The organism is Streptomyces sp. NPDC038135 (assembly GCF_055601245.1).
The window spans coordinates 538,449-559,802 of record NZ_JBVJXS010000002.1; the positions used below are offsets into that span (position 1 = coordinate 538,449).

At 72.6% G+C, this 21,354-nt stretch carries 22 protein-coding genes; 10 read left to right on the plus strand and 12 right to left on the minus strand.

All coding sequences use genetic code 11. From position 1 onward, the window contains the following. Positions 1-8: 8 nt before the first annotated feature. A complete protein-coding gene (locus ACZ7JA_RS06740; RefSeq protein ID WP_470807508.1) occupies positions 9-857 on the minus strand; it encodes a helix-turn-helix transcriptional regulator in 849 nt (282 codons plus the stop codon). A 123-nt stretch (positions 858-980) separates the two neighbouring features. On the opposite strand from ACZ7JA_RS06740, the gene ACZ7JA_RS06745 reads away from it, so the two are divergent. Continuing rightward, positions 981-1,826 carry an NAD-dependent epimerase/dehydratase family protein gene (locus ACZ7JA_RS06745; protein WP_389446778.1) on the plus strand — a complete coding sequence of 282 codons (846 nt, stop codon included), beginning with the start codon at positions 981-983 and terminating at the stop codon, positions 1,824-1,826. 3 nt (positions 1,827-1,829) lie between these two features. On the opposite strand, the gene ACZ7JA_RS06750 is transcribed toward ACZ7JA_RS06745, so the two are convergent. The 4 genes from ACZ7JA_RS06750 to ACZ7JA_RS06765 form a co-directional block, all read right to left on the minus strand. After that, a complete protein-coding gene (locus ACZ7JA_RS06750) occupies positions 1,830-3,080 on the minus strand; it encodes an MFS transporter (RefSeq protein WP_470807510.1) in 1,251 nt (416 codons plus the stop codon). Then, positions 3,077-4,390, minus strand: coding sequence for a GH1 family beta-glucosidase (locus ACZ7JA_RS06755; RefSeq protein ID WP_470807511.1), 1,314 nt, complete (start codon positions 4,388-4,390; stop codon positions 3,077-3,079). The genes ACZ7JA_RS06750 and ACZ7JA_RS06755 overlap by 4 nt, the downstream gene beginning before the upstream one ends. Positions 4,391-4,460: 70 nt before the next feature. Continuing rightward, positions 4,461-4,727, minus strand: coding sequence for a protealysin inhibitor emfourin (locus tag ACZ7JA_RS06760; protein WP_351659553.1), 267 nt, complete (start codon positions 4,725-4,727; stop codon positions 4,461-4,463). Between the two features lie 21 nt (positions 4,728-4,748). Further along, complete coding sequence (locus tag ACZ7JA_RS06765; RefSeq protein ID WP_351659556.1) at positions 4,749-5,819, minus strand: M4 family metallopeptidase; 1,071 nt, start codon at positions 5,817-5,819, stop codon at positions 4,749-4,751. Between the two features lie 352 nt (positions 5,820-6,171). On the opposite strand from ACZ7JA_RS06765, the gene leuA reads away from it, so the two are divergent. The 3 genes from leuA to ACZ7JA_RS06780 all read left to right on the plus strand — a co-directional run bounded on the left by leuA (position 6,172) and on the right by ACZ7JA_RS06780 (position 10,016). Next, positions 6,172-7,893 (plus strand): 2-isopropylmalate synthase, encoded by a 1,722-nt coding sequence (leuA, locus tag ACZ7JA_RS06770; protein ID WP_470807512.1) that lies wholly within the window; start codon positions 6,172-6,174, stop codon positions 7,891-7,893. A 184-nt stretch (positions 7,894-8,077) separates the two neighbouring features. After that, entirely contained in the window at positions 8,078-8,773 is a 696-nt protein-coding gene (locus ACZ7JA_RS06775; protein WP_351659561.1) for a tellurite resistance TerB family protein, read from the plus strand. 55 nt (positions 8,774-8,828) lie between these two features. After that, complete coding sequence (locus ACZ7JA_RS06780; protein WP_470807513.1) at positions 8,829-10,016, plus strand: sialidase family protein; 1,188 nt, start codon at positions 8,829-8,831, stop codon at positions 10,014-10,016. Between the two features lie 22 nt (positions 10,017-10,038). Here ACZ7JA_RS06780 and ACZ7JA_RS06785 read toward each other — a convergent pair whose 3' ends face one another. Continuing rightward, positions 10,039-11,499 (minus strand): FG-GAP and VCBS repeat-containing protein, encoded by a 1,461-nt coding sequence (locus ACZ7JA_RS06785; RefSeq protein ID WP_470807514.1) that lies wholly within the window; start codon positions 11,497-11,499, stop codon positions 10,039-10,041. Between the two features lie 269 nt (positions 11,500-11,768). Here ACZ7JA_RS06785 and ACZ7JA_RS06790 point away from each other — a divergent pair, with 269 nt between their 5' ends. After that, positions 11,769-12,047: a hypothetical protein gene (locus ACZ7JA_RS06790; protein ID WP_470807516.1), complete on the plus strand. Its 279-nt coding sequence runs from the start codon at positions 11,769-11,771 to the stop codon at positions 12,045-12,047. A 38-nt stretch (positions 12,048-12,085) separates the two neighbouring features. Here ACZ7JA_RS06790 and ACZ7JA_RS06795 read toward each other — a convergent pair whose 3' ends face one another. Further along, positions 12,086-13,012: a dihydrodipicolinate synthase family protein gene (locus ACZ7JA_RS06795; RefSeq protein ID WP_351659569.1), complete on the minus strand. Its 927-nt coding sequence runs from the start codon at positions 13,010-13,012 to the stop codon at positions 12,086-12,088. Further along, positions 13,013-13,327, minus strand: a complete 315-nt coding sequence (locus ACZ7JA_RS06800; RefSeq protein ID WP_470807518.1) for a hypothetical protein — start codon at positions 13,325-13,327, stop codon at positions 13,013-13,015. Positions 13,328-13,376: 49 nt separating this feature from the next. Between ACZ7JA_RS06800 and ACZ7JA_RS06805 the strand changes: the two genes are divergently transcribed. Genes ACZ7JA_RS06805 through ACZ7JA_RS06815 form a run of 3 tightly spaced genes read left to right on the plus strand, consistent with a single transcriptional unit; the run spans position 13,377 to position 15,270 of the window. Further along, positions 13,377-13,601 carry a hypothetical protein gene (locus ACZ7JA_RS06805; RefSeq protein ID WP_351659572.1) on the plus strand — a complete coding sequence of 75 codons (225 nt, stop codon included), beginning with the start codon at positions 13,377-13,379 and terminating at the stop codon, positions 13,599-13,601. A 49-nt stretch (positions 13,602-13,650) separates the two neighbouring features. Beyond that, positions 13,651-14,397, plus strand: a complete 747-nt coding sequence (gene recO, locus ACZ7JA_RS06810; protein WP_351659575.1) for a DNA repair protein RecO — start codon at positions 13,651-13,653, stop codon at positions 14,395-14,397. A gap of 33 nt (positions 14,398-14,430) precedes the next feature. Next, positions 14,431-15,270, plus strand: coding sequence for an isoprenyl transferase (locus tag ACZ7JA_RS06815; protein ID WP_470807520.1), 840 nt, complete (start codon positions 14,431-14,433; stop codon positions 15,268-15,270). 198 nt (positions 15,271-15,468) lie between these two features. Here ACZ7JA_RS06815 and ACZ7JA_RS06820 read toward each other — a convergent pair whose 3' ends face one another. From ACZ7JA_RS06820 to ACZ7JA_RS06835, 4 genes are read right to left on the minus strand one after another with little or no spacing between them, the layout of a single operon-like run. Then, on the minus strand, positions 15,469-15,888 hold the full coding sequence (locus ACZ7JA_RS06820; protein WP_351659581.1) for a Fur family transcriptional regulator: 420 nt from the start codon (positions 15,886-15,888) through the stop codon (positions 15,469-15,471). Between the two features lie 59 nt (positions 15,889-15,947). Beyond that, entirely contained in the window at positions 15,948-16,850 is a 903-nt protein-coding gene (locus ACZ7JA_RS06825) for a metal ABC transporter permease (RefSeq protein WP_389299627.1), read from the minus strand. Beyond that, entirely contained in the window at positions 16,850-17,620 is a 771-nt protein-coding gene (locus ACZ7JA_RS06830) for a metal ABC transporter ATP-binding protein (RefSeq protein WP_389447058.1), read from the minus strand. The genes ACZ7JA_RS06825 and ACZ7JA_RS06830 overlap by 1 nt, the downstream gene beginning before the upstream one ends. Before the next feature lie 17 nt (positions 17,621-17,637). Then, complete coding sequence (locus tag ACZ7JA_RS06835; RefSeq protein WP_470807522.1) at positions 17,638-18,621, minus strand: metal ABC transporter substrate-binding protein; 984 nt, start codon at positions 18,619-18,621, stop codon at positions 17,638-17,640. Between the two features lie 163 nt (positions 18,622-18,784). Here ACZ7JA_RS06835 and ACZ7JA_RS06840 point away from each other — a divergent pair, with 163 nt between their 5' ends. After that, positions 18,785-20,167, plus strand: coding sequence for a glycine--tRNA ligase (locus tag ACZ7JA_RS06840; RefSeq protein ID WP_389299631.1), 1,383 nt, complete (start codon positions 18,785-18,787; stop codon positions 20,165-20,167). 171 nt (positions 20,168-20,338) lie between these two features. Continuing rightward, on the plus strand, positions 20,339-21,349 hold the full coding sequence (locus ACZ7JA_RS06845) for an aldo/keto reductase (RefSeq protein ID WP_470807524.1): 1,011 nt from the start codon (positions 20,339-20,341) through the stop codon (positions 21,347-21,349). Positions 21,350-21,354 lie beyond the last annotated feature (5 nt).

The window sequence follows — 21,354 nt, forward strand, 5'->3', positions numbered from 1 at the left end:
GGACGCGCTCAGGCGCGCGACGGGGTCATGTCCTGCAGCCCCACCACCCTCAGCAGCCGCAGCCGCTCGGCCGACTCCGTGCCCGGCCGTGCCGTGTGGATGATGAGGTGCTGATGGCCCTCGTGGCTCAGCAGGACCTCGCAGTCCAGTTCCAGTAGGCCCACCACCGGGTGCACGAAGCGCTTCGTGGACGGGCGGCGCAGGGACACCTCGTGCGCCTCCCACAGCCGGGCGAACTCCTCGCTCGCCGCACGCAGTTCGGCGGCCAGGGCGGCCGGCTCCGGGTCCTCGGGGCGGGCCGCGGCCACCGCGCGGAGGGCGGCCACGTGGTCGAAGGCGTGCGCGGGCAGGTCCTCCGGCGGGAACAGCGCGCGGGCCGCCGGGTCCAAGAAGAACCGCCGCGTCAGGTTCCGCTCGCGCGGCGGGCGGGCGAGCGCGTCCCCGACCAGCGCCTTGGCCAGCGCGTTCTGCGCCAGCACCGTGCCGCAGTCCGTCACCACCTGGGCCGGTGAGTCGTACAGCCGGTCCAGGACCAGCAGGAGGCCCTGGCGGACGTGCGCGGAGGCCGTGCCCCGCCGCGGGGGCTCCTCGCCCACCAGGTGGAAGAGGTGGTCCCGCTCGTCGTCGGACAGGCGCAGGGCGCGCGCCAGCGCCGTCAGCATCTGGCGGGACGGGCGGGGACCGCGGCGCTGTTCCAGCCGGGTGTAGTAGTCGACGGACATCCCGGCCAGTTGGGCCACCTCCTCCCGGCGCAGTCCCGGGGTACGGCGGCGGGCGCCGGCCGCGAGGCCCACGTCGGCGGGTTCCAGGCGGGCCCGGCCGCGGCGCAGGAAGTCGGCGAGTTCGGCTCGGTTCACCCTCCCAGGCTGCGGCACTCCGGCCGTGTTATCCAGGGACCGCCGGTCCCCCGATCGGGAGGTCTCTCCCGGCGCCGCCGGACACGGCCGAGGCTGGGAGCACCGAACGAGAGGAACCCAGCCATGCTGACCCTGATCACCGGCGCCACCGGACAGGTGGGACGCGGATTCGTCCCCCGGCTGCTCGCCCAGTCGCGGCCCGACGAGCGGATCCGTGTGCTCGTCCGCGACGAGTCCCGCGCCGCCGACCTCGCCGACCGCGGCGCCGAGATCGTCGTCGGCGACCTCCGTGACACCGACGTGCTCGGCAAGGCCCTCGCCGGGGCCGACGCCGTGGTCAACGTCGCCGCCTCGTTCCGCGGCGTGCCGGACGAGGAGGTGTGGGCGGTCAACCGGGACGCGGCGGTGGAACTGGGCCGGGCGGCGATCGCCTCCGGAGCACGGCGCTTCGTGCAGACCGGCACGATCCTGTCGTACGGCACCGGGCGCGGCCGGCCGCTCGTCGAGGACGATCCCACGGTGCCCGGCGGCCCCATGTGGATGACGTACCCGGAGTCCAAGCTGGAGGCCGAGCGCGCGCTGCTGGCGCTGGACGGGCTGGACGTGCGGGTGGGCCGGCTCGCCTTCGTCTACGGCGACGGCGACCCGCACCTGCCCGGCATCACCCGCTGGACCGCGAGCCAGCCGGCCACCAAGCGGCACCACCTCGTGCACGTCGCCGACGTCGCCCAGGGACTGACGCGCCTGCTGTACGCCCCCGGCGCCGGCGGCCGGATCTACAACATCGCCGACGACGCCCCGGTCACGGTCCTGGAGATCCACCGGCTCCTCGGCGTCGAGCCGCCCGCCGACGGCCCCGACCCCGACCCCTGGTACGGGCTCGCCTCCACCGACCGCATCCGCCGCGAGCTGGGCTACCGCCCCTCCTACCCGACGCTGTGGAGCGCCCGGGACGCCGGCGTCCTGTGACGGTCACTCGACGCCCCTGATCCGCCGCACCAGCACCGCCCCCGCCAGACCGATCACGGCCGCCACCAGGTACAGCACCCGGTAGCCGCCCAGGTACGTCACGATCGGCGCGGCGAGGGCGGGCGCCGTGACCTGCGGCAGCGCGTTGGCCACGTTGATCACGCCGAGGTCCTTGCCGCGGTCCAGCGCCTTCGGCAGGACGTCCGTCATCAGCGCGAAGTCGACCGAGGTGAACACCCCGAAGCCGACCCCGAGGACCGCCGCCGCGACGATCGCGCCGGGCCAGGTCTGCCAGCCGGCGAGAGCCGCCGTCGCCACCGCCATCAGCACGCCCGACCAGATCACGAACGGCTTGCGGCGCCCCGTGCGGTCCGACCACACACCGCCCACGACGACCGTGGCGAGCAGGGTCAGTCCGTTCACGGCCGTCAGGATCAGCACGCCCCGGCCGGGATCGCCGTACCGAAGGCGGTCCCGCAGGTAGTACAGCAGGTACAGCAGGACCAGCGCGTTGCTGAGGTTGACCAGGAAGCGGGTGAGCCAGGCCCAGCCCAGGTCGGGGTGGCGGCGCGGACTCAGCCAGAAGCCCGCCAGGAAGCCGCGCCAGGACCAGGCCGGCCGGTCCGCCGCGGCCAGCCGCAGGTCCTCGTACCGCAGCACGTACGGCAGTACGCCCACCAGCGTGAACACCGCGCACGCCAGGTACCCGGCGGCGGTGCCGCCCGCCGCCGTGGCCAGACCCGTGCCCCCGACCACGCCCAGGATCTGGGCCGCGCCCAGCCAGCCGCCCACCGCGCCGCGGCGTCCGCGCGGCACCCGGTCCGGGACCGCCGCCGTGATCGCCGCGAAGACCGCGTTCAGGGTGAGCTGCGCCAGGCACCAGCCCAGCGCCATCGTCCCCGCCCCGTCCGCGCCCGCGAGCAGCAGCAGCGAGAGCGCGCCGCCCGCCGCGCCGGCCACGATCCACGGCGTACGGCGGCCCCGGCGGCCGGTCGTGCGGTCGGACAGGGCGCCGAAGAGCGGGTTGGCGACCAGCGAGACGACCGCGCCCGCGCCGGTCACCCAGGCCAGGAGCGTCTCCTTCGGCATCCCGGCGCCGGGCGCGAAGTCCCTCGCCTGGGAGGCCAGCAGGATCTGCAGCGGCCCGAACCAGCCCACCCAGATCGCCCCGTTGGCCAGCGCAAGTGCCGCCGTCCAGCCGCGGGGGACCGGCCCGGCGGGCTCCGCCAGGGCGGCCGGGGCGGCGGCGGTCATCTCTGCGCCCGCAGCACGTCCCGGTACCAGTGGTACGAGGCCTTCGGGGTGCGCTCCAGGGTGTCGTAGTCCACGTGCACCAGACCGAAGCGGCGCGCGTAGCCCTCCGCCCACTCGAAGTTGTCCATCAGCGACCAGACGAAGTAGCCGCGCACGTCTACGCCCGCCTCGAGTGCCGCGTGCAGGGCGCGGATGTGGGCGTCCAGGTAGGCGATCCGGTCCTGGTCGTCGACTCCCTCGTAGGAGCAGCCGTTCTCCGTGACGACCACCGGCGGGAGCCGGTCGCCGTACCGGTCGCGGAAGCCGGTCAGCAGCTCCGTCAGCCCCTCGGGGACCACCGGCCAGCCGAAGTCCGTCTCCGGGCGGCCCTCGATCCGCCGTACCGAGAAGGGGAGTTCGGCGGGCATGTCGATGCCGCCGAACTCGGTCGCGGTGCCCTGCGGGGCGCCCACCCGGGTCGGGGCGTAGTAGTTGACGCCGTACCAGTCGACCGGCGCGGAGATGGTCTTCAGGTCGGACTCCACGTCGCCCGGCATCAGTTCGCCGACGCCCTCCGGGTACGCGCCCAGCAGGACCGACTCCGCGAACAGCCGGTTGAGCAGCAGGTCGTAGAAGCCGGCCGCCTCCTGGTCGGCCGGGTCGCCGGAGGCCGGCCAGGTGGGGCCGTGGGAGTTGGCGATGCCGATGTCCGCCGCTCCGGCCGCGCGCAGGGCCCCCACGGCGAGGCCGTGGGCGAGGAGCTGGTGGTGGGCGGCGGGGAGCGCGTCGAACAGCAGCTCGCGGCCGGGAGCGTGCACGCCGAGGGCGTGGCCCAGCAGGGTGTGCTCGGCCGGCTCGTTGAGCGTGATCCACTTGGTGACCCGGTCGCCGAGCCGCCCGGCGACCGCGGACACGTACTCGGCGAACCGGGCGGCCGTGTCCCGCTCCAGCCAGTCCAGGCCGGCCGGCAGGTCCCAGTGGAAGAGGGTGGGCACGGGGCGCACGCCCGCCGCGCACAGCTCGTCCACCAGGCGGTCGTAGAAGTCGAGGCCGCCGGGGGAGTTCACCCGGGGCCAGGACACGGAGAAGCGGTACGCGTCCACGCCGAGGCCGGCGAGCAGCGCCACGTCCTCGCGGTAGCGGTGGTAGTGGTCGCAGGCCACCGCCGCCGTCGAGCCGTCCTTCACCCGCCCCGGCGCGGCCGTGAACACGTCCCACACGGAGGGCTCCCGCTCGTCGGCCGCCCCCTCGATCTGATGGGCCGAGGTGGACACGCCCCACAGGAAGCCGGCCGGGAAACGGGGAATCGCCTTGCCTGCGTCAGTCGCCATGGCCCGGATCATCCGTACCGTCGGTAACGGAAGTCAACGCCCCGGCGCGAAACCGGGGCGCACGGCCCGCCTAGGCCCCCTCCTTCAGCACTCTGGTGATCAACTCCCGCTGTTCCTCGGTCAGTCGGGGATCGGCCGCGTAGACCGTGCGGCCGTCGACCGTGATCTCGTAGGCGAAGCCGTCCGGTACCCCCGCCGGTGGCGTGGGCCTGCCGGAGGCCAGGACCCGTTCGGCCAGGGACTGCCACTCCCGGTCGTCGGGCCGGGCCGAGGTGTCCACCTCGGCCCGGCGCTCGATGCCGGCGAAACCGCCCGTGCGCCGTACCTGAATACGCATGGGTGCCTGTCTAGTACGGAACTACAGCGTCCGCACCCCGACCTGCTCCCAGGCCTTCTGCACGGCCTCCAGTTCGTCGCCCGCGCCGAACCGCTCGCGGGCCGCCTTGACGGTGAGCGTGGCGAAGTCCGTGAACAGGGCCTGCTGCTTCAGCTCGCCGCCGGTCAGCACGTCGTACCAGAGCTGCCCGGCCTTCTCCCAGGAGTGGCCGCCCAGGGCGGTGGCGACCAGGTAGAACGCGTGGTTGGGGATACCGGAGTTGATGTGCACGCCGCCGTTGTCCCGGCCGGTGCGGACGTAGTGCTCCATGGTCGCCGGTTGCGGATCCTTACCGAGGTTCGGGTCGTCGTACGCCGTGCCCGGCGCCTTCATCGAGCGCAGGGCGGTGCCGTGCACACCCGGCGCGAGCAGGCCCGCGCCGATCAGCCAGTCGGCCTCGGCGGCGGTCTGGCCGAGGCTGTACTGCTTGATCAGCGAGCCGAAGACGTCGGACAGCGACTCGTTGAGCGCGCCGGGCTGGCCGAAGTAGGTGAGGTTGGCGGTGTGCTGGGTGACGCCGTGGGTCAGCTCGTGGCCGATGACGTCGACCGGGATGGTGAAGTCCAGGAAGATCTCGTTGTCCCCGTCGCCGAACACCATCTGCTCGCCGTTCCAGAAGGCGTTGTCGTAGTCGGTGCCGAAGTGCACGCTGGCGTCCAGCGGCAGGCCCTCGCCGTCGATGGAGTCGCGGCCGTAGGCCTTCTGGTACAGGTCGAAGGTGGCGCCGAGACCCGCGTAGGCGCGGTTCACCGAGGCGTCCGAGCCCGGCCCGGAGCCCTCCTCGCGGACCTTGACGCCGGGCAGGTCCTGCCGGTGCCGGGCGTCGTAGACGGTGCGGTGCGGTCGGCCTGCGGCGGCGCCGGCGGGCGGGGCGACCGCGGGCGCGCCGAGCACCGTGGTCAGGCGGCGCTTGGTGCGCTGGAAGGCGTCGTGCTCCAGGGACCGGCGGGCGGGACCGGAGACCGCGGAGTCCTCGGCCTGTGCGAGCCGGTCGAGGACGTGCGGCGGAACGATCGTGCAGAAGACGGGCTCGAAGCCCCCGTTGGTGGTCATGTCCGGCACCATCGCACTGAGTGATGCGACTGTCACCACTCGCAACCATGATTGGTGAAATACCCGGACATCCCATGTCGCGCTGCGTCACGGAGTGGTAAGAGAGAGGAGTCGCCGAGTGGGATTGCGCACTTTATGTCCGTTTGGTCCCCACGGTCCCGCATACTGGGACAGGCCCACGCACCCGGTGCGGCTCGGCTAGGCTGCGGAGCATCATGCGTTTCGGGCTGCTTCTCCTTAGCTGCCGCGGCGAGGGCCTGTAGACAAGGCCGACCCCCTCCCCGCGGAGCTCTGGCGTTGCGTCGTCGGCCGTCCACTCGGACATCCGGACACCCTGAGGAGCCCACGCATCATGGCCAACCGCCAGCAGCCCAGTTCCATGCCGATCCACAAGTACGGCCGCTACGACCAGGTCGGCATCCCGGACCGCACCTGGCCGGAGAAGCGGATCACCGTCGCCCCCCGCTGGCTCTCCACCGACCTGCGCGACGGCAACCAGGCACTGATCGACCCGATGTCGCCCGAGCGCAAGCGCCGGATGTTCGACCAGCTGGTGGCGATGGGCTACAAGGAGCTCGAGGTCGGCTTCCCCGCCTCCGGCCAGACCGACTTCGACTTCGTACGCTCGATCATCGAGGAAGAGGGCGCGATCCCCGAGGACGTGACGATCTCCGTCCTGACCCAGGCCCGCGAGGACCTGATCGAGCGGACCGTGGAGTCCCTGAAGGGCGCCCGGCGGGCCACCGTCCACCTGTACAACGCGACCGCCCCCGTGTTCCGCCGGGTCGTCTTCCGCGGCTCCAAGGACGACATCAAGCAGATCGCCGTCGACGGCACCCGCCTGGTGATGGAGTACGCCGAGAAACTGCTGGGCCCGGAGACGGAGTTCGGCTACCAGTACTCCCCGGAGATCTTCACCGACACCGAGCTGGAGTTCGCGCTGGAGGTCTGCGAGGCGGTGATGGACGTCTACCAGCCGGGCCCGGGCCGCGAGATCATCCTCAACCTGCCCGCCACGGTGGAGCGTTCGACCCCGTCCACGCACGCCGACCGGTTCGAGTGGATGCACCGCAACCTGTCCCGGCGCGAGTACGTCTGCCTGTCCGTGCACCCGCACAACGACCGCGGCACCGCCGTCGCCGCCGCCGAGCTGGCGGTGATGGCCGGCGCCGACCGCGTCGAGGGCTGCCTGTTCGGCCAGGGCGAGCGCACCGGCAACGTCGACCTGGTCACCCTGGGCATGAACCTGTTCTCGCAGGGCGTCGACCCGCAGATCGACTTCTCCGACATCGACGAGATCCGTCGTACGTGGGAGTACTGCAACCAGATGGAGGTCCACCCGCGCCATCCGTACGTGGGCGACCTGGTCTACACGTCCTTCTCCGGCTCCCACCAGGACGCCATCAAGAAGGGCTTCGACGCCATGGAGGCCGACGCGAAGGCCAAGGGCGTCACCGTCGACGACCTGGAGTGGGCGGTGCCGTACCTGCCCATCGACCCCAAGGACGTCGGCCGCTCGTACGAGGCGGTCATCCGGGTCAACTCGCAGTCCGGCAAGGGCGGTGTCTCCTACGTCCTGAAGAACGACCACAAGCTGGACCTGCCGCGCCGCATGCAGATCGAGTTCTCCAAGCTCATCCAGGCCAAGACGGACGCCGACGGCGGCGAGATCACGCCGAAGGACATCTGGGCGGCCTTCCAGGACGAGTACCTGCCGAACCCGGAGAACCCGTGGGGCCGCATCCAGGTCCGCACCGGCCAGTCGACCACCGACACGGACGGCGTCGACACGCTGACCGTGGAGGCGACCGTCGACGGCGAGGACACCGTCCTGACCGGCTCCGGCAACGGCCCGATCTCCGCCTTCTTCGACGCCCTGCAGTCCATCGGCGTCGACGTGCGCCTGCTGGACTACCAGGAGCACACGATGAGCGAGGGCGCCTCCGCGCAGGCCGCCTCGTACATCGAGTGCGCGATCGGCGACAAGGTCCTGTGGGGCATCGGCATCGACGCGAACACGACGCGTGCGTCGCTGAAGGCCGTCGTCTCCGCGGTGAACCGCGCGGCCCGCTGACCGCTCTGACCGGGCTCTTCGGTGCCCCGGCCGCCGTACCGGGCGGCCGGGGCACCGTCGTATACCGGCCATCGCGCCGTGCAGGTCACGGAAAGGTCTCGTACGGGGTACTGACTCAGCCTCCGGGATGTGGCTAACATCACGCAAGCGCTGCGATGTTGCCGCGCGGTTACGGAGGTGCGACGTGCTGCCAGTACGGGGACGAGACGGCCGTGCCGCCAGGGCTGCGCGCATCCTGGGCACCCGCACCGCCTGGACACCCGTCGGGGACGGCGAGTTCTACTGCCCGGGCTGCGGAGGCGACCGCAACTACCAGCGGCTCTCCGGCCGCCGCCGCCTCACCCTCCTCGGCGTGCCCCTGCTGCCGCGCGGCGCCACCGGACCGGTCGTGGAGTGCGCCGCCTGCGGCCACCACTACGGCACCGAGGTCCTCGACCACCCCACCACCCGCCGCTTCTCCGCGATGCTCCGCGACGCGGTGCACACCGTCGCCCTCGCCGTCCTCGCCGCGGGCGGCACCTCCTCCCGCACGGCCCTGGAGACGGCCGCCGGCACCGTCCGCGCCGCCGGCTTCCAGGAGTGCACCGAGGACCGGCTGGCCGCCCTGGTCGAGGCGCTCGCCGCCGACACCGGCCGGGTCCTCGGCGGGCCGTGCGGCGCGAGCCTCGCCATAGAGCTGCACGAGGCCCTGGACCCGCTCGCCCCGCACCTCGCCCCGGCCGGCCGCGAGTCCCTGTTCCTCGACGCCGCCCGCATCGCCCTGGCCGACGGCCCCTACACACCCGCCGAGCGAGACGCCCTCACCACCGTCGGCGCCGCCCTCACCATCTGCGCCGACGACGTCGGCAGACTCCTGGCGGCGGCGCGCACGCCGTCCTGACCCTCCCGGGGCAAGCCCGTGAGCGGAGAGCGCTGAACGCGGGAAGCATGGAGCCGTGACCCCGCTGAGCCGCGCCCTCCTCGTCGCCACCGCGTTCCTCGCCCCGCTCACCGCCGTCCACCCCGCCCGGTCCGCACCCGGCTGTGTCTCCTCGGTGCCGTACACCGCCGGGGAGGGCGGCTACGACACCTACCGCGTCCCCGCCGCCGTCGTCACCGGGCGCGGGACCCTGCTGGCCTTCGCCGAGGGCCGGCACGACGGGGCCGGGGACAGCGGCGACATCGACATCGTGCTGCGCCGCTCCGCCGACGGCGGCTGCACCTGGGGACCGCTGACGGTGGTGGCCGCCGGGCGGGGCGACACCCGGGGCAACCCGGCACCCGTCGTCGACCCGCGCACCGGCACCGTCGTGCTCGTCACCTCGTACAACAGCGGTGCGGTGACCGAGGCGCAGATCATGCGCGGCGAGGTCACCCCCGCGCAGGGCCGCCGGGTGTTCGTGCAGCGCAGCCGGGACGACGGCCGCCGCTTCACGCCGCCGCGGGACATCACGGCCGCGGTGAAGCCGGCGCACTGGCGCTGGTACGCGACCGGCCCCGGCCACGCCCTGGCCGTGACCCGCGGCCCGCACGCCGGCCGCCTCCTGGTCCCGGCCGACCACTCCACCGCGCCGCCGCCCGGCTCCTCGGACACCGGCCAGGAGCCCCGGTACTACGGCGCCCACGCCCTCTGCAGCGACGACGGCGGCCGCACCTGGCGCCTGGGCTTCGTGGCCGACGCCAAGGACGGCGTGACCAACGCCAACGAGACCAGCGCCGCCCAACTCGGCGACGGGCGCCTGTACTTCTCCGCGCGCGACCAGAGCGGCAGCAGCCCAGGCAACCGGCTCGGCGCCTGGTCGAGCGACGCGGGCGAGACCCTGGACGGCCCCTTCATCGTCCGTAGCATGCTGAACGACGTCCCGGTCGTCCAGGGCAGCGTCCTGCAACTGCCGGGACCGAAGGCCCCGTTGCTGTTCTCCGCCCCCTCCGTGCCCACGGCCCGCCGGGCGATGGCCCTGTGGCGCAGCACCGACGGCGGACGGACCTTCGGCCGGGCACTCACCCTCTCCGACCGGCCCGCCGCCTACTCCGACCTCGTCCGCGTCGACGCGGACACGGTCGGGCTGCTGTACGAGACGGGGACGAAGGGGCCGTACGAGACCATCGAGTTCCGGCGGCTGCCTGCGGGGACGGCGCGCTGACCGGCCGGCGCCGGGCGGCGCGTCAGCGGCGGTCGAAGGCCGCGCCCAGGGACGCCCCCGTCGCGACCGCGCCCAGGGCGCCGGGGCCGAAGGAGACGGAGCCGGTGCCGGTCGGCTGAGCGGCGGTCCCCAAGAGCGCCCAGACCGATCCGGCGCCCGCGTTCTCCCCCGGGGCCCCGGCGTACAGCTCCGCGCGGCCGTCGCCGGTGGTATCCGCCAGCCGTACGGCGCGGCCGAACAGGTCCCCCTTCTCGACGGTGCCCGGCACCGACGCCGAGTTCTGGGTAAAGGACTTCGCCCCCGTCGCGGTGAGCCCCTGGGCGCCGCCCAGCAGCACGGTCACCGAACCCGCGTCGGTCATGGCGCCGACGTCCTCCCGGGGCGCGCCGACCGCGAGGTCGAGGCGTCCGTCGCCGTTCACGTCGCCGAGCGAGACGCTGGAACCGAAGTCGTCCCGCTCCTCGGCGGTCCCCGGAACACCGGCTGTGTCCTGGTCGAACCGGGTGCGCGGCCCGGCGGTGTCCGGTCCCGCCGCCCCACCGCGCACGATCTCGACCGCGCCGCCCACGGCGTCGACGTCGGCGGTGCCCTCCATGTCGTCCACGCTGCCGCGGCCGAGCACGATGTCGGCGTAGCCGTCCCGGTCGAGGTCCCCCACCGCCAGGTCGGCGCCGCCGTCCAGGGTCTCGCCGGTGTGCGCGTCGCGCAGCGTCCGGGCGGCCGTCAGCCCGTCCCGGCTACCCTGGAAGTACTGCAGCAGCCGGGGGCCGTGGTACGGCAGCTCGTCCTGGCCGTGCGGGGCGATGGCGACCACGTCGTCGACCCGGTCGCCGTCGACGTCGCCCGAGGCCAGCACGGGGGTCTGCCACAGCACGTCGTCCGGCGCGTCCACCCGGACGTCCATCGCCGCGGTGCGGGCCGGGCCACCGGCCCGGCCGAAGGGGCCGTAGTGGACGGTGGTACCGGTGGCCACGTCCAGATGGCCGTCCCCGTCGAAGTCCCCGGCGGTCAGCGCCTCGCCGAGGTACTGCCGGGCCCGCGTGCCCTTGACGACCGTGGCCGAGGACAGGCCGTCCCTGCCGCCCCACAGCACCGTCAGCGAACCGGAGGAGTCCAGAGTGCCGTCGTCCTCGCCCGGCGAGCCGACGACCAGGTCGGTGCGGCCGTCGCCGTCGAGGTCACCGGTGGTGAGGGCGGCCCCGAAACGGTCGTCCTGCTCCGCGCTGCCCGGCACCCCGGCGGTGTTCTGCTGGAACACCTTGTGGACCTGCGACTTCAGGCCCGCGGTACGGCTGCCGTAGGTCACCGCCACGTATCCCGCCCGCGCCCGCCCGTTCACGGTCGCGTCCGGCGCGGCGACGACCACGTCGGCGACACCGTCGCCGTTGAAGTCCGCCTTCGCGGGGCCGACGGCCGGGGCGGCCTGCGCCACGGGCACGACGGCGGCGGACGCCGCCACCACGACCGCGACGGCCAGCGTCATTCGAACTGCGCGTTTGCGCACGGGGCCTCCTGCTCAGAGCTCACCGAAACACGCGAGCAGCCACAGCCGACCCGCACACCCGGTCGAGACCCGCCGGGGGACCGGATGGTTGTACGGGGTCCACGTGGTGCCCGCGTAGTCCGGAGATCGTGATCCCTGAAAGAATGGACCGTGGATGCGATGAAGGCGCTCAGCAGGTTTGGCGAACTCGCCTGGTTCAAGCTGCCGACCGAATACAAGACGAGTTCGGCTACCACCAGGTGGCCTGCATGGGCTGGCGCTACAAGGCTCCGAGGGAAGGCGTCGACCAGTTCATCGAGGACGTCGTGAAGGGTGTTCCCACTCAGCTCGCATGGGTGCTCGACCGGACGAGGAGAAACCGAATCCTGCTACCGGACCGCGTTCTGCTCGAGGCCGGCGGTCTCGGGAACCCGGCATTCGCTGACGTCGTTCACTCCGTGAACACTCGGGACCAGGAATTCTGTATGGCGTCCATTTCGGACCTCGCTCTCATCGTTCAGCATCTGCAACGGGTCCCGGTCCCATAGGCAGGTCGGATCGAGGTGTGGGGCGCTCGTGCCTCCGCCTACAGCAGTCCCGCCCCCGCCAGCAGCTTTCCCACCCGGGCCACCTCGTCGCCCGACAGCGGCACCTGGGGCTCGGCCGTCGCCGGGCAGGTGATTACTCCGCGTAGGTGCAGGGCCGCCTTGAAGGCGCCCAGGGCCGCCGAGCTGCCGCCCATGCGGGCCGGATCGCCCACCCCGACGATGCCGAACAGCGCGCACAGCCGTTCCTGTTCGGCTCGTGCGCCCTCCCAGTCGCCCGCCCGGCACAGGCGGTACAGCCGGACGTACCCGTGCGGGTCGACGTTGGCCAGCCCGGGCACCGCCCCGTCGGCGCCCAGCGCCAGCGCGGAGTCCGCGACGAGTTCGGAGCCGGTCAGCACGCTGAAGCCGGCATGGGCGCGGGCCCCGGTGACGACCTCCCGGAACGCGGCCAGGTCCCCGCTGGAGTCCTTCAGCCCGGCCAGCACCCCGTCGGCGGCCAGGCCCAGCACCAGCTCGGCGGGGAGCTTGGTGTGCACGGCGACCGGGATGTCGTAGGCGATCACGGGGACCGGGCTCGCGGCGGCGATCCGGCGGTAGTGGTGGACGATCTCGGCGGGGTGGGTCCGGGCGTAGAAGGGGGCGGTGACGACGACGGCCTCCGCGCCCGCCGCGCAGACCGCCCGGACGTGCTCCAGGACGCGCGGGGTGGTCATGTCGATGGCCCCGGCGAGCACGGGGAGCTGTCCGCCGGCATGACCCGCGACGGCCTCGACCACCTGCCGGCGCTGCCGGTCCGTCAGGAACGCCGCCTCCGAGGTCGACCCGAGCACGAACAGCCCGTGCACCCCGCCCGCGACCAGATGGTCCACCAGCCGCAGCAGCGAGGGCACGTCCACCTCGCGTTCCGGTGTGAGGGGGGTGCAGACGGGCGGGACGACACCGGTGAGCGGGGCGGGGAAGGTCATTCACGGCTCCTGGCGGGCTGGGTCGCGGATCGGCTGGTCCTCCTCCACAGGATGGTGGCAGCGGTAGCGGTGTCCGGGCCACGACGCGGCCGAGAACTCCGGCATCTCCCGCGCGCACGGCTCGTCGGCCTTCCAGTCGAGCAGCCCCTCGTGGACGTGGTTGCCGTACGAATGGCCCAGCCGAACGCCCGACCGCCACAGGCAGCGCCGAGGGCGGTCAACGGGCGGCGGCGGGAGCGGAGTTGACGCGGGAGGGCGGGCGGCGCCGCGGGCGGACTCCGGGGGAGTGTAGACACGCTGGGCCACCAGGGGCATGCGATGAGTGAAATTGCCGCCGGCAGGGGAGCCACCGGAGGTGGACGCGATGAAACCCCCCGTCGGCTCCTGCGCCGTCGACACCCGTACCGGACGCCTCGGCATCGTCATGGGGCACGAGGGACCGTACGTGCAGCTGCGGCCCTACGGCGGCGGCCGGGAGTGGGACTGCGATCCGCGGGCCGTGCGGGAGGCCACCCACGCGGAACGGCTGCGCGCCGAGACGGCGTACGCCGGCGCCCGCACGGCCGGGCACGGGCGGCCGGTGGCCTGAAGGACCGCCCGCGGGCCCGGCGGCCCTTGCGGGCGGGCAGAATGGAGCCATGAGTCTGTTCCGCGACGACGGCATCGTCCTGCGGACCCAGAAGCTCGGCGAAGCGGATCGCATCATCACGCTGCTCACCCGCGGGCACGGCCGGGTGCGGGCCGTGGCCAGGGGTGTGCGTCGGACGAAGTCGAAGTTCGGGGCCCGGCTGGAGCCGTTCTCCCATGTCGACGTGCAGTTCTTCGCGCGCGGCAGCGAGCTGGTCGGACGCGGGCTGCCGCTGTGCACGCAGAGCGAGACCATCGCCCCCTACGGCGGCGGGATCGTCACCGACTACGCCCGCTACACCGCGGGCACCGCCATGCTGGAGACCGCCGAGCGGTTCACCGACCACGAGGGCGAGCCGGCCGTCCAGCAGTACCTGCTGCTCGTCGGCGGCCTGCGCACCCTCGCCCGCGGCGAGCACGCCCCGCACCTCGTGCTGGACGCCTTCCTGCTGCGCTCGCTCGCCGTCAACGGCTACGCGCCCAGCTTCGGCGACTGCGCGAAGTGCGGGATGCCCGGCCCGAACCGGTTCTTCTCGGTGGCCTCCGGCGGCTCGGTCTGCGCCGACTGCCGGGCGCCGGGCAGCGTCGTGCCCTCCCCGCAGACCCTGGTGCTGCTGGGCGCGCTGCTTACGGGAGACTGGGAGACGGCGGACGCGTGCGAGGCACGCCACGTCCGGGAGGGCAGCGGTCTGGTGTCCGCCTATCTGCACTGGCACCTGGAGCGCGGCCTGCGCTCGCTCCGGTACGTCGAGAAGTAAGCGCGAGAAGAGCAAGAGGGAGTCGAGGAGCACATGGTCGTACGCGGGATCCTGGGAAGCCGGCGCCGTGAGTACAGGGCGCCCGAGCCGCACCCGTCGGGCGCCCGCGCGCCGAAGCTCCCGGGCGAGCTGGTGCCGAGCCACGTGGCGATCGTCATGGACGGCAACGGCCGCTGGGCGAAGGACCGGGGGCTGCCCCGCACCGAGGGTCACAAGGTCGGCGCCGAGCGGGTGCTGGACGTGCTGCAGGGCTCCATCGAGATCGGCGTCCGCAACATCTCCCTGTACGCCTTCTCCACCGAGAACTGGAAGCGCTCGCCCGACGAGGTCCGCTTCCTGATGAACTTCAACCGCGACTTCATCCGCCGCACCCGCGACCAGCTCGACGCGCTGGGCATCCGGGTGCGCTGGGTGGGCCGGATGCCCAGGCTGTGGAAGTCGGTGGCCAAGGAGCTCCAGGTCGCCCAGGAGCAGACCAAGGGCAACGATCTGCTCACCCTGTACTTCTGCATGAACTACGGCGGCCGGGCCGAGATCGCCGACGCGGCGCAGCGGCTCGCCGAGGACGTGAAGGCGGGCCGGCTCGACCCGTCCAAGGTCAGCGAGAAGACGATCCAGAAGTACCTGTACTACCCGGACATGCCGGACGTCGACCTCTTCCTCCGTCCCAGCGGCGAGCAGCGCACCTCCAACTACCTGCTCTGGCAGAGCGCCTACGCGGAGATGGTCTTCCAGGACGTGCTGTGGCCCGACTTCGACCGGCGCGACCTGTGGCGGGCCTGCATCGAGTTCGCCTCCCGCGACCGCCGCTTCGGTGGCGCGATCCCGAACGAGGAGCTCGCCGCGATGGAAGGCCGCACCGAGGAGGACTGATCCGGCGCTGGCGTGCCGGTCGTGCTCGGGCCGGTGGCCTGGGGCGGCCGCGATCCGTGCCGGGTGGCCGTTCCGTAGTCCCGGCGGCGCTCCGGCCGAGGGACCGGTACCGGGTGTGCGGCCCCGCGCCGGACCGGCCGGCGTGCCGGGCGGGCGTAGAGCTGGAGGCCAGGGCTCGGGGCCGGCGTGCCGGGCGGGTCAGCCGCCGGAGGCACCCGCGCAGTCCGCGCACGTGCCGAAGATCTCGACCGTGTGGGCGACGTTCACGAAGCCGTGCTCGGCCGCGATGGCCTCCGCCCACTTCTCCACCGCCGGGCCCTCGACCTCGACCGCCTTGCCGCAGGCGCGGCAGACCAGGTGGTGGTGGTGTTCGCCGGTGGAGCAGCGGCGGTAGACGGACTCGCCCTCGGAGGTGCGCAGGACGTCGACCTCGCCGGCCTCGGCGAGGGACTGCAGGGTGCGGTAGACGGTGGTGAGCCCGACCGAGTCGCCCTTGTGCTTGAGCATGTCGTGCAGGTCCTGCGCGCTGCGGAACTCGTCGACCTCGTCCAGGGCCGCCGCCACTGCGGCACGCTGCCGGGTGGCGCGGCCCTTCACGGGCGGTCCAGCCGTCGTCACCGGTTGCCTCCTCGTCTCGCGTCTGCCCGGGCCATTGTGCCAGCCCGGGCCACCCGCGGTCAGACTCCGACGCCGTCCCCGGCCGCCCGTCCGGCCGGAATCGAGCACTCCGCGGGATCCCCGGCCGGCCGTGCCGCGGCCGCCGCGCGGGCGCGCCGGCGGGCCAGCGGCGCGGCGGCCGCGGTGAGCGCGACGAACGCGGCGATGGTCAGCAGCACGATGGTCGCGCCGGGCGGGACGTCCTGGTAGAACGACGTGATCGTGCCGCTGATCGTCACGGTGATGCCGAGCGCGACGGCGACCGCGAAGGTCGCGGCGAAGCTGCGGGTGAGCTGCTGGGCGGCGGCGACCGGCACCACCATGAGCGCGGAGACCAGGATCAGCCCGACCACCCGCATGGCGACCGTCACCGTGACCGCCGCCGTGACCGCGGTGAGCAGGTTCAGCGCGCGCACCGGCAGACCGGTGACCCGCGCGAACTCCTCGTCCTGGCCGACCGCGAACAACTGCCGCCGCAGCCCCAGGGTGACCACGACCACGAACGCGGCCAGCACCATGATCGCGTTCACGTCGGACGGGGAGACCGTCGACAGCGAGCCGAACAGGTACGAGGTCAGGTTGGCGTTGGACCCGCCGGGGGCGATGTTGACGAACATCACGCCGCCCGCCATGCCGCCGTAGAAGAGCATGGCGAGCGCGATGTCGCCGCGCGTCCTGCCGTACCAGCGGATCAGCTCCATCAGGACCGAGCCGAGCACCGAGACGGCCGTGGCCATCCACACCGGGGAGGCGTTCAGCAGGAAGCCGAGGCCGACGCCGGTCATCGCCACGTGCCCGATGCCGTCGCCCATCAGGGGCTGGCGGCGCTGGACCAGGAAGATGCCGATCGCGGGCGCGGTGACGCCGACCAGGACGGCCGCGAGGAGCGCCCGCTGCATGAAGGCGTAGTTCAGGAATTCCATCAGCTCAGCAGTCCCGTGCGGATCGGTTCGGTGCCCGCGGGCGCGTGCGGGTGTACGTGGTCGTGGCCGGGCAGGGCGTGCTGCCCCAGCGCCTTCGGCGGCGGGCCGTCGTGCAGCACGCAGCCGTCGCGCAGGACGACCGCCCGGTCGATCAGCGGCTCGAGCGGGCCCAGTTCGTGCAGTACGAGCAGGACCGTGGCGCCCCGGCCGACCTGCTCGCGCAGGGTCGCGGCCAGCACCTCCTGGCTGGCCAGGTCGACGCCCGCCATCGGCTCGTCCATGATCAGCAGCTCGGGCTCGGCGGCCAGCGCGCGGGCGATCAGCACCCGCTGGTGCTGGCCGCCCGAGAGCGCGTCCACCGGGTCCCCGGCGCGGTCCGCCATGCCGACCAGCTCCAGGGCGCGGCGCACGGCCTCCCGGTCGGACCCGCGGAACAGGCCGAAGCGGGTGCGGGACAGCCGGCCCGAGGAGACGATCTCGCTCACCGTCGCCGGCACCCCGCCGGCGGCCGTGGTGCGCTGGGGCACGTAGCCCACGCGCGCCCAGTCGCGGAAGGCGCGGCGGGGGGTGCCGAACAGCTCGACCGTGCCGCCGGTGGCGGGCACCTGACCGATGATCGTGCGGATCGCGGTGGACTTGCCGGAGCCGTTGGCGCCGAGCAGCGCGACGACCTCGCCGCGGCGCACGGTGAGATCGATGCCGCGCAGCACGGGACGCGCGCCGAGTTCGGCGGTCACTCGGCGCAGCGCTATGACGGCTTCTTCCATGATCTGCCCCTCCTTGCCGGTCATTTGGCGCCCAGGGCCCGCTGGAGCGCCTTGAGGTTGGCCTCCTGGACCGAGAAGTAGTCGGTGCCGCGGGACCTGGACGTGATGCCCTCGAGCGGGTCCAGGACGTCGGTCCGCAGCCCGGCGTCGTCCGCCACGGTCTTCGCGGTCCGGTCGCTGACGAGGGTCTCGTAGAAGACGGTGGTGACGCCGTCCGCCCCGGCCATCCGCTGCAGGTCCCTGATCCGTGCGGCGCTGGGCTCCGACTCGGGGTCGAGGCCGTTGATGGCCTCCTCGGTGAGCCCGTAGCGCTCGGCGAGGTAGCCGAAGGCGGCGTGGGCGGTGACGAAGACCTTGGTGTCCGTGTGCGCCAGCCCGTCCTCGAACCGGGTGTTCAGCGCGTCCAGCTCCTTCACCAGGGCCGCGGTGTTCTTCCGGTAGTCGGCCGCGTGGTCCGGGTCGGCCTTCTCGAAGGCCTTGCCGACGCCCTCGGCGACCTGGGCGTAGCGCACCGGGTCCAGCCAGACGTGCGGGTCCTTGCCGCCGGGCTCCTCGCTCTCGTGCTCGTGCTCGTCGTGCCCGTGGGCGTGGCCGCCGACCTCGTCGCCGTGCTGCTCCAGGGTGGTCAGCGAGGCCGCGTCGATCTTGACCGGGACCGGGGACTGGGCCACCGCGTCGTCGACGCTCGGCTGCAGGCCCTTCAGGTACAGCACGGCGTCGGACTGCTCGAGCCGGCCGATCTGCCGGGGGCTGATCTCCAGGTCGTGCGGCTCCTGTCCGGGCGAGGTGAGCGTGGTGACGTCGGCGTGGCCGCCGCCGATCCGCTCGGCGAGGAAGGCCATCGGGTAGAACGACGCGACGACCTCGAACCTGCCCGGGTGGCCCGCGGCGGCGCTGCCGGTGGAGCAGCCGGTGAGGGTCGCCAGGCCCAGCGCGGTGGCGACCGCGACCGCGGGCCCGGCCTTGCCTATTCGGGAGGACGCGCGGCGTCGACGTTCGTTCATGACAGTCATTTTCAACAAACATGGAAACCGTTGTCAACAACGCCCGGGGTGAGACCCTGGACAGGGGGCCGATTTGGCTGTGGGGGAGCCTGCGCCGGTAACCTGAATCAATTCGCTGGAAGCATCTCGCTTCAACGCCCGTCGTCGTAATGAAGAGAGCACCGTGGCCGCCGACAAGATCGACACCATCGTCAGCCTGAGCAAGCGCCGTGGCTTCGTTTTCCCCTGCAGTGAGATCTACGGCGGACAGCGTGCCGCCTGGGACTACGGACCGCTGGGTGTCGAGCTCAAGGAGAACATCAAGCGCCAGTGGTGGCGTTACATGGTGACGTCGCGCGAGGACGTGGTCGGTATCGACTCGTCCGTCATCCTGGCCCCCGAGGTCTGGGTCGCCTCCGGCCACGTCGCCACCTTCACGGACCCGCTGACCGAGTGCACCTCGTGTCACAAGCGGTTCCGCGCGGACCACCTGGAAGAGGCCTACGAGGAGAAGAAGGGCCACGCCCCCGCGAACGGCCTGGCCGACGTCAACTGCCCGAACTGCGGCAACAAGGGCCAGTTCACCGAGCCCAAGCAGTTCTCGGGTCTGCTGTCGACGCACCTCGGCCCGACCCAGGACTCCGGCTCCGTGGCGTACCTGCGTCCGGAGACCGCCCAGGGCATCTTCACCAACTTCGCCCAGGTTCAGACCACTTCGCGCCGCAAGCCGCCGTTCGGCATCGCGCAGATGGGCAAGTCCTTCCGCAACGAGATCACGCCCGGCAACTTCATCTTCCGGACCCGCGAGTTCGAGCAGATGGAGATGGAGTTCTTCGTCAAGCCGGGCGAGGACGAGAAGTGGCAGGAGTACTGGATGGAGCAGCGCTGGAACTGGTACACCGGTCTCGGCCTGCGCGAGGAGAACATGCGGTGGTACGAGCACCCGAAGGAGAAGCTCTCCCACTACTCCAAGCGCACCGCCGACATCGAGTACCGCTTCCAGTTCGGCGGCAGCGAGTGGGGTGAGCTCGAGGGCGTCGCCAACCGCACCGACTACGACCTCGGCGCGCACTCCAAGGCCTCCGGCCAGGACCTCTCCTACTTCGACCAGGAGGCCCAGGAGCGCTGGACGCCGTACGTCATCGAGCCCGCGGCCGGCGTCGGCCGCACCATGCTGGCCTTCCTCCTCGACGCGTACGTCGAGGACGAGGCGCCCAACGCCAAGGGCAAGATGGAGAAGCGCACGGTGCTGCGCCTCGACCACCGCCTCGCCCCGGTGAAGGTCGCCGTGCTCCCGCTGTCCCGCAACCCGGAACTGTCGCCGAAGGCCAAGGGCCTCGCCCAGGCGCTGCGCCAGAACTGGAACATCGAGTTCGACGACGCGGGCGCCATCGGCCGCCGCTACCGCCGTCAGGACGAGATCGGCACGCCGTTCTGCGTGACGGTCGACTTCGACACGCTCGAGGACAACGCGGTGACCGTGCGCGAGCGCGACACCATGAAGCAGGAGCGCGTGTCCCTGGACCAGATCGAGGGTTACCTGGCCCAGCGCCTTCTCGGCTGCTGAGGCCCGCGCGGCTCGCACTCCACGCCCACTTCCCGGCCGGTTCGCCCGGCGGGGAGGTGGGCGTTGTGCTGTCCGCGGGAGCCGGGCCCCGCGGTGTGCGATGCGGTGACGGGTGACAAGTATGGAATGACAGATATTGAAATCTGTCATTCGTCATGGCAGGGTGGAGGCATGACGATGCGAACCCGAAATCTCGGCACCACCGGCCCCCAGGTCTCCGCCCTCGGCCTCGGCTGCATGGGCATGTCCGCGCTGTACGGCGACACCGACCGGGCCGAGTCCGTCGCGACCGTCCACGCCGCCCTGGACGCGGGCGTGACCCTGCTCGACACCGGCGACTTCTACGCCATGGGCCACAACGAGATGCTGATCGGCGAGGCCCTGCGCACCGCCCCCGCGGCCGCTCGGGAGAAGGCGCTGGTCAGCGTGAAGTTCGGCGCCCTGCGCGACCCGGAGGGGAACTGGACCGGCGTCGACGGCCGGCCCGCCGCCGTGCGGAACTTCGCCGCCTACTCCCTGCAGCGCCTCGGCGTGGACCACATCGACGTCTACCGGCTCGCCCGCCTCGACCCGGACGTCCCCGTCGAGGAGACCGTCGGCGCCATCGCCGAACTGATCGAGAAGGGCTACGTCCGGCACGTAGGTCTGAGCGAGGTAGGCGCCGAGACCATCCGCCGGGCCGCCGCCACCGCGCCCGTCGCCGACCTCCAGATCGAGTACTCGCTGATCTCCCGGGGCATCGAGCGGGACATCCTGCCCACGACCCGGGACCTCGGCATCGGCATCACCGCCTACGGCGTGCTCTCCCGCGGCCTGATCTCCGGGCACTACTCCCGCGACCGGCGGCTGGCCGCGGGGGACTTCCGCTCCTTCTCGCCCCGCTTCCAGGGCGAGAACCTGGAGCACAACCTGAACCTGGTCGAGGCGCTGCGCGAGATCGCCGACCGCAAGGGCGTCACGGTCGCCCAGACCGCCATCGCCTGGGTGCTCTCGCGCGGCGAGGACATCGTGCCGCTCGTCGGCGCCCGCACCCGTGACCGGCTCGCCGAGTCGCTGGGCGCGCTCGACGTGACCCTGGACGAGGCCGACCTCGCCGCGATCGAGAAGGCCGTCCCGGCGGACGCGGCGGCGGGCGACCGCTACCCGAGCGCGCAGATGGCACTCCTCGACAGCGAACGCTGATCCCG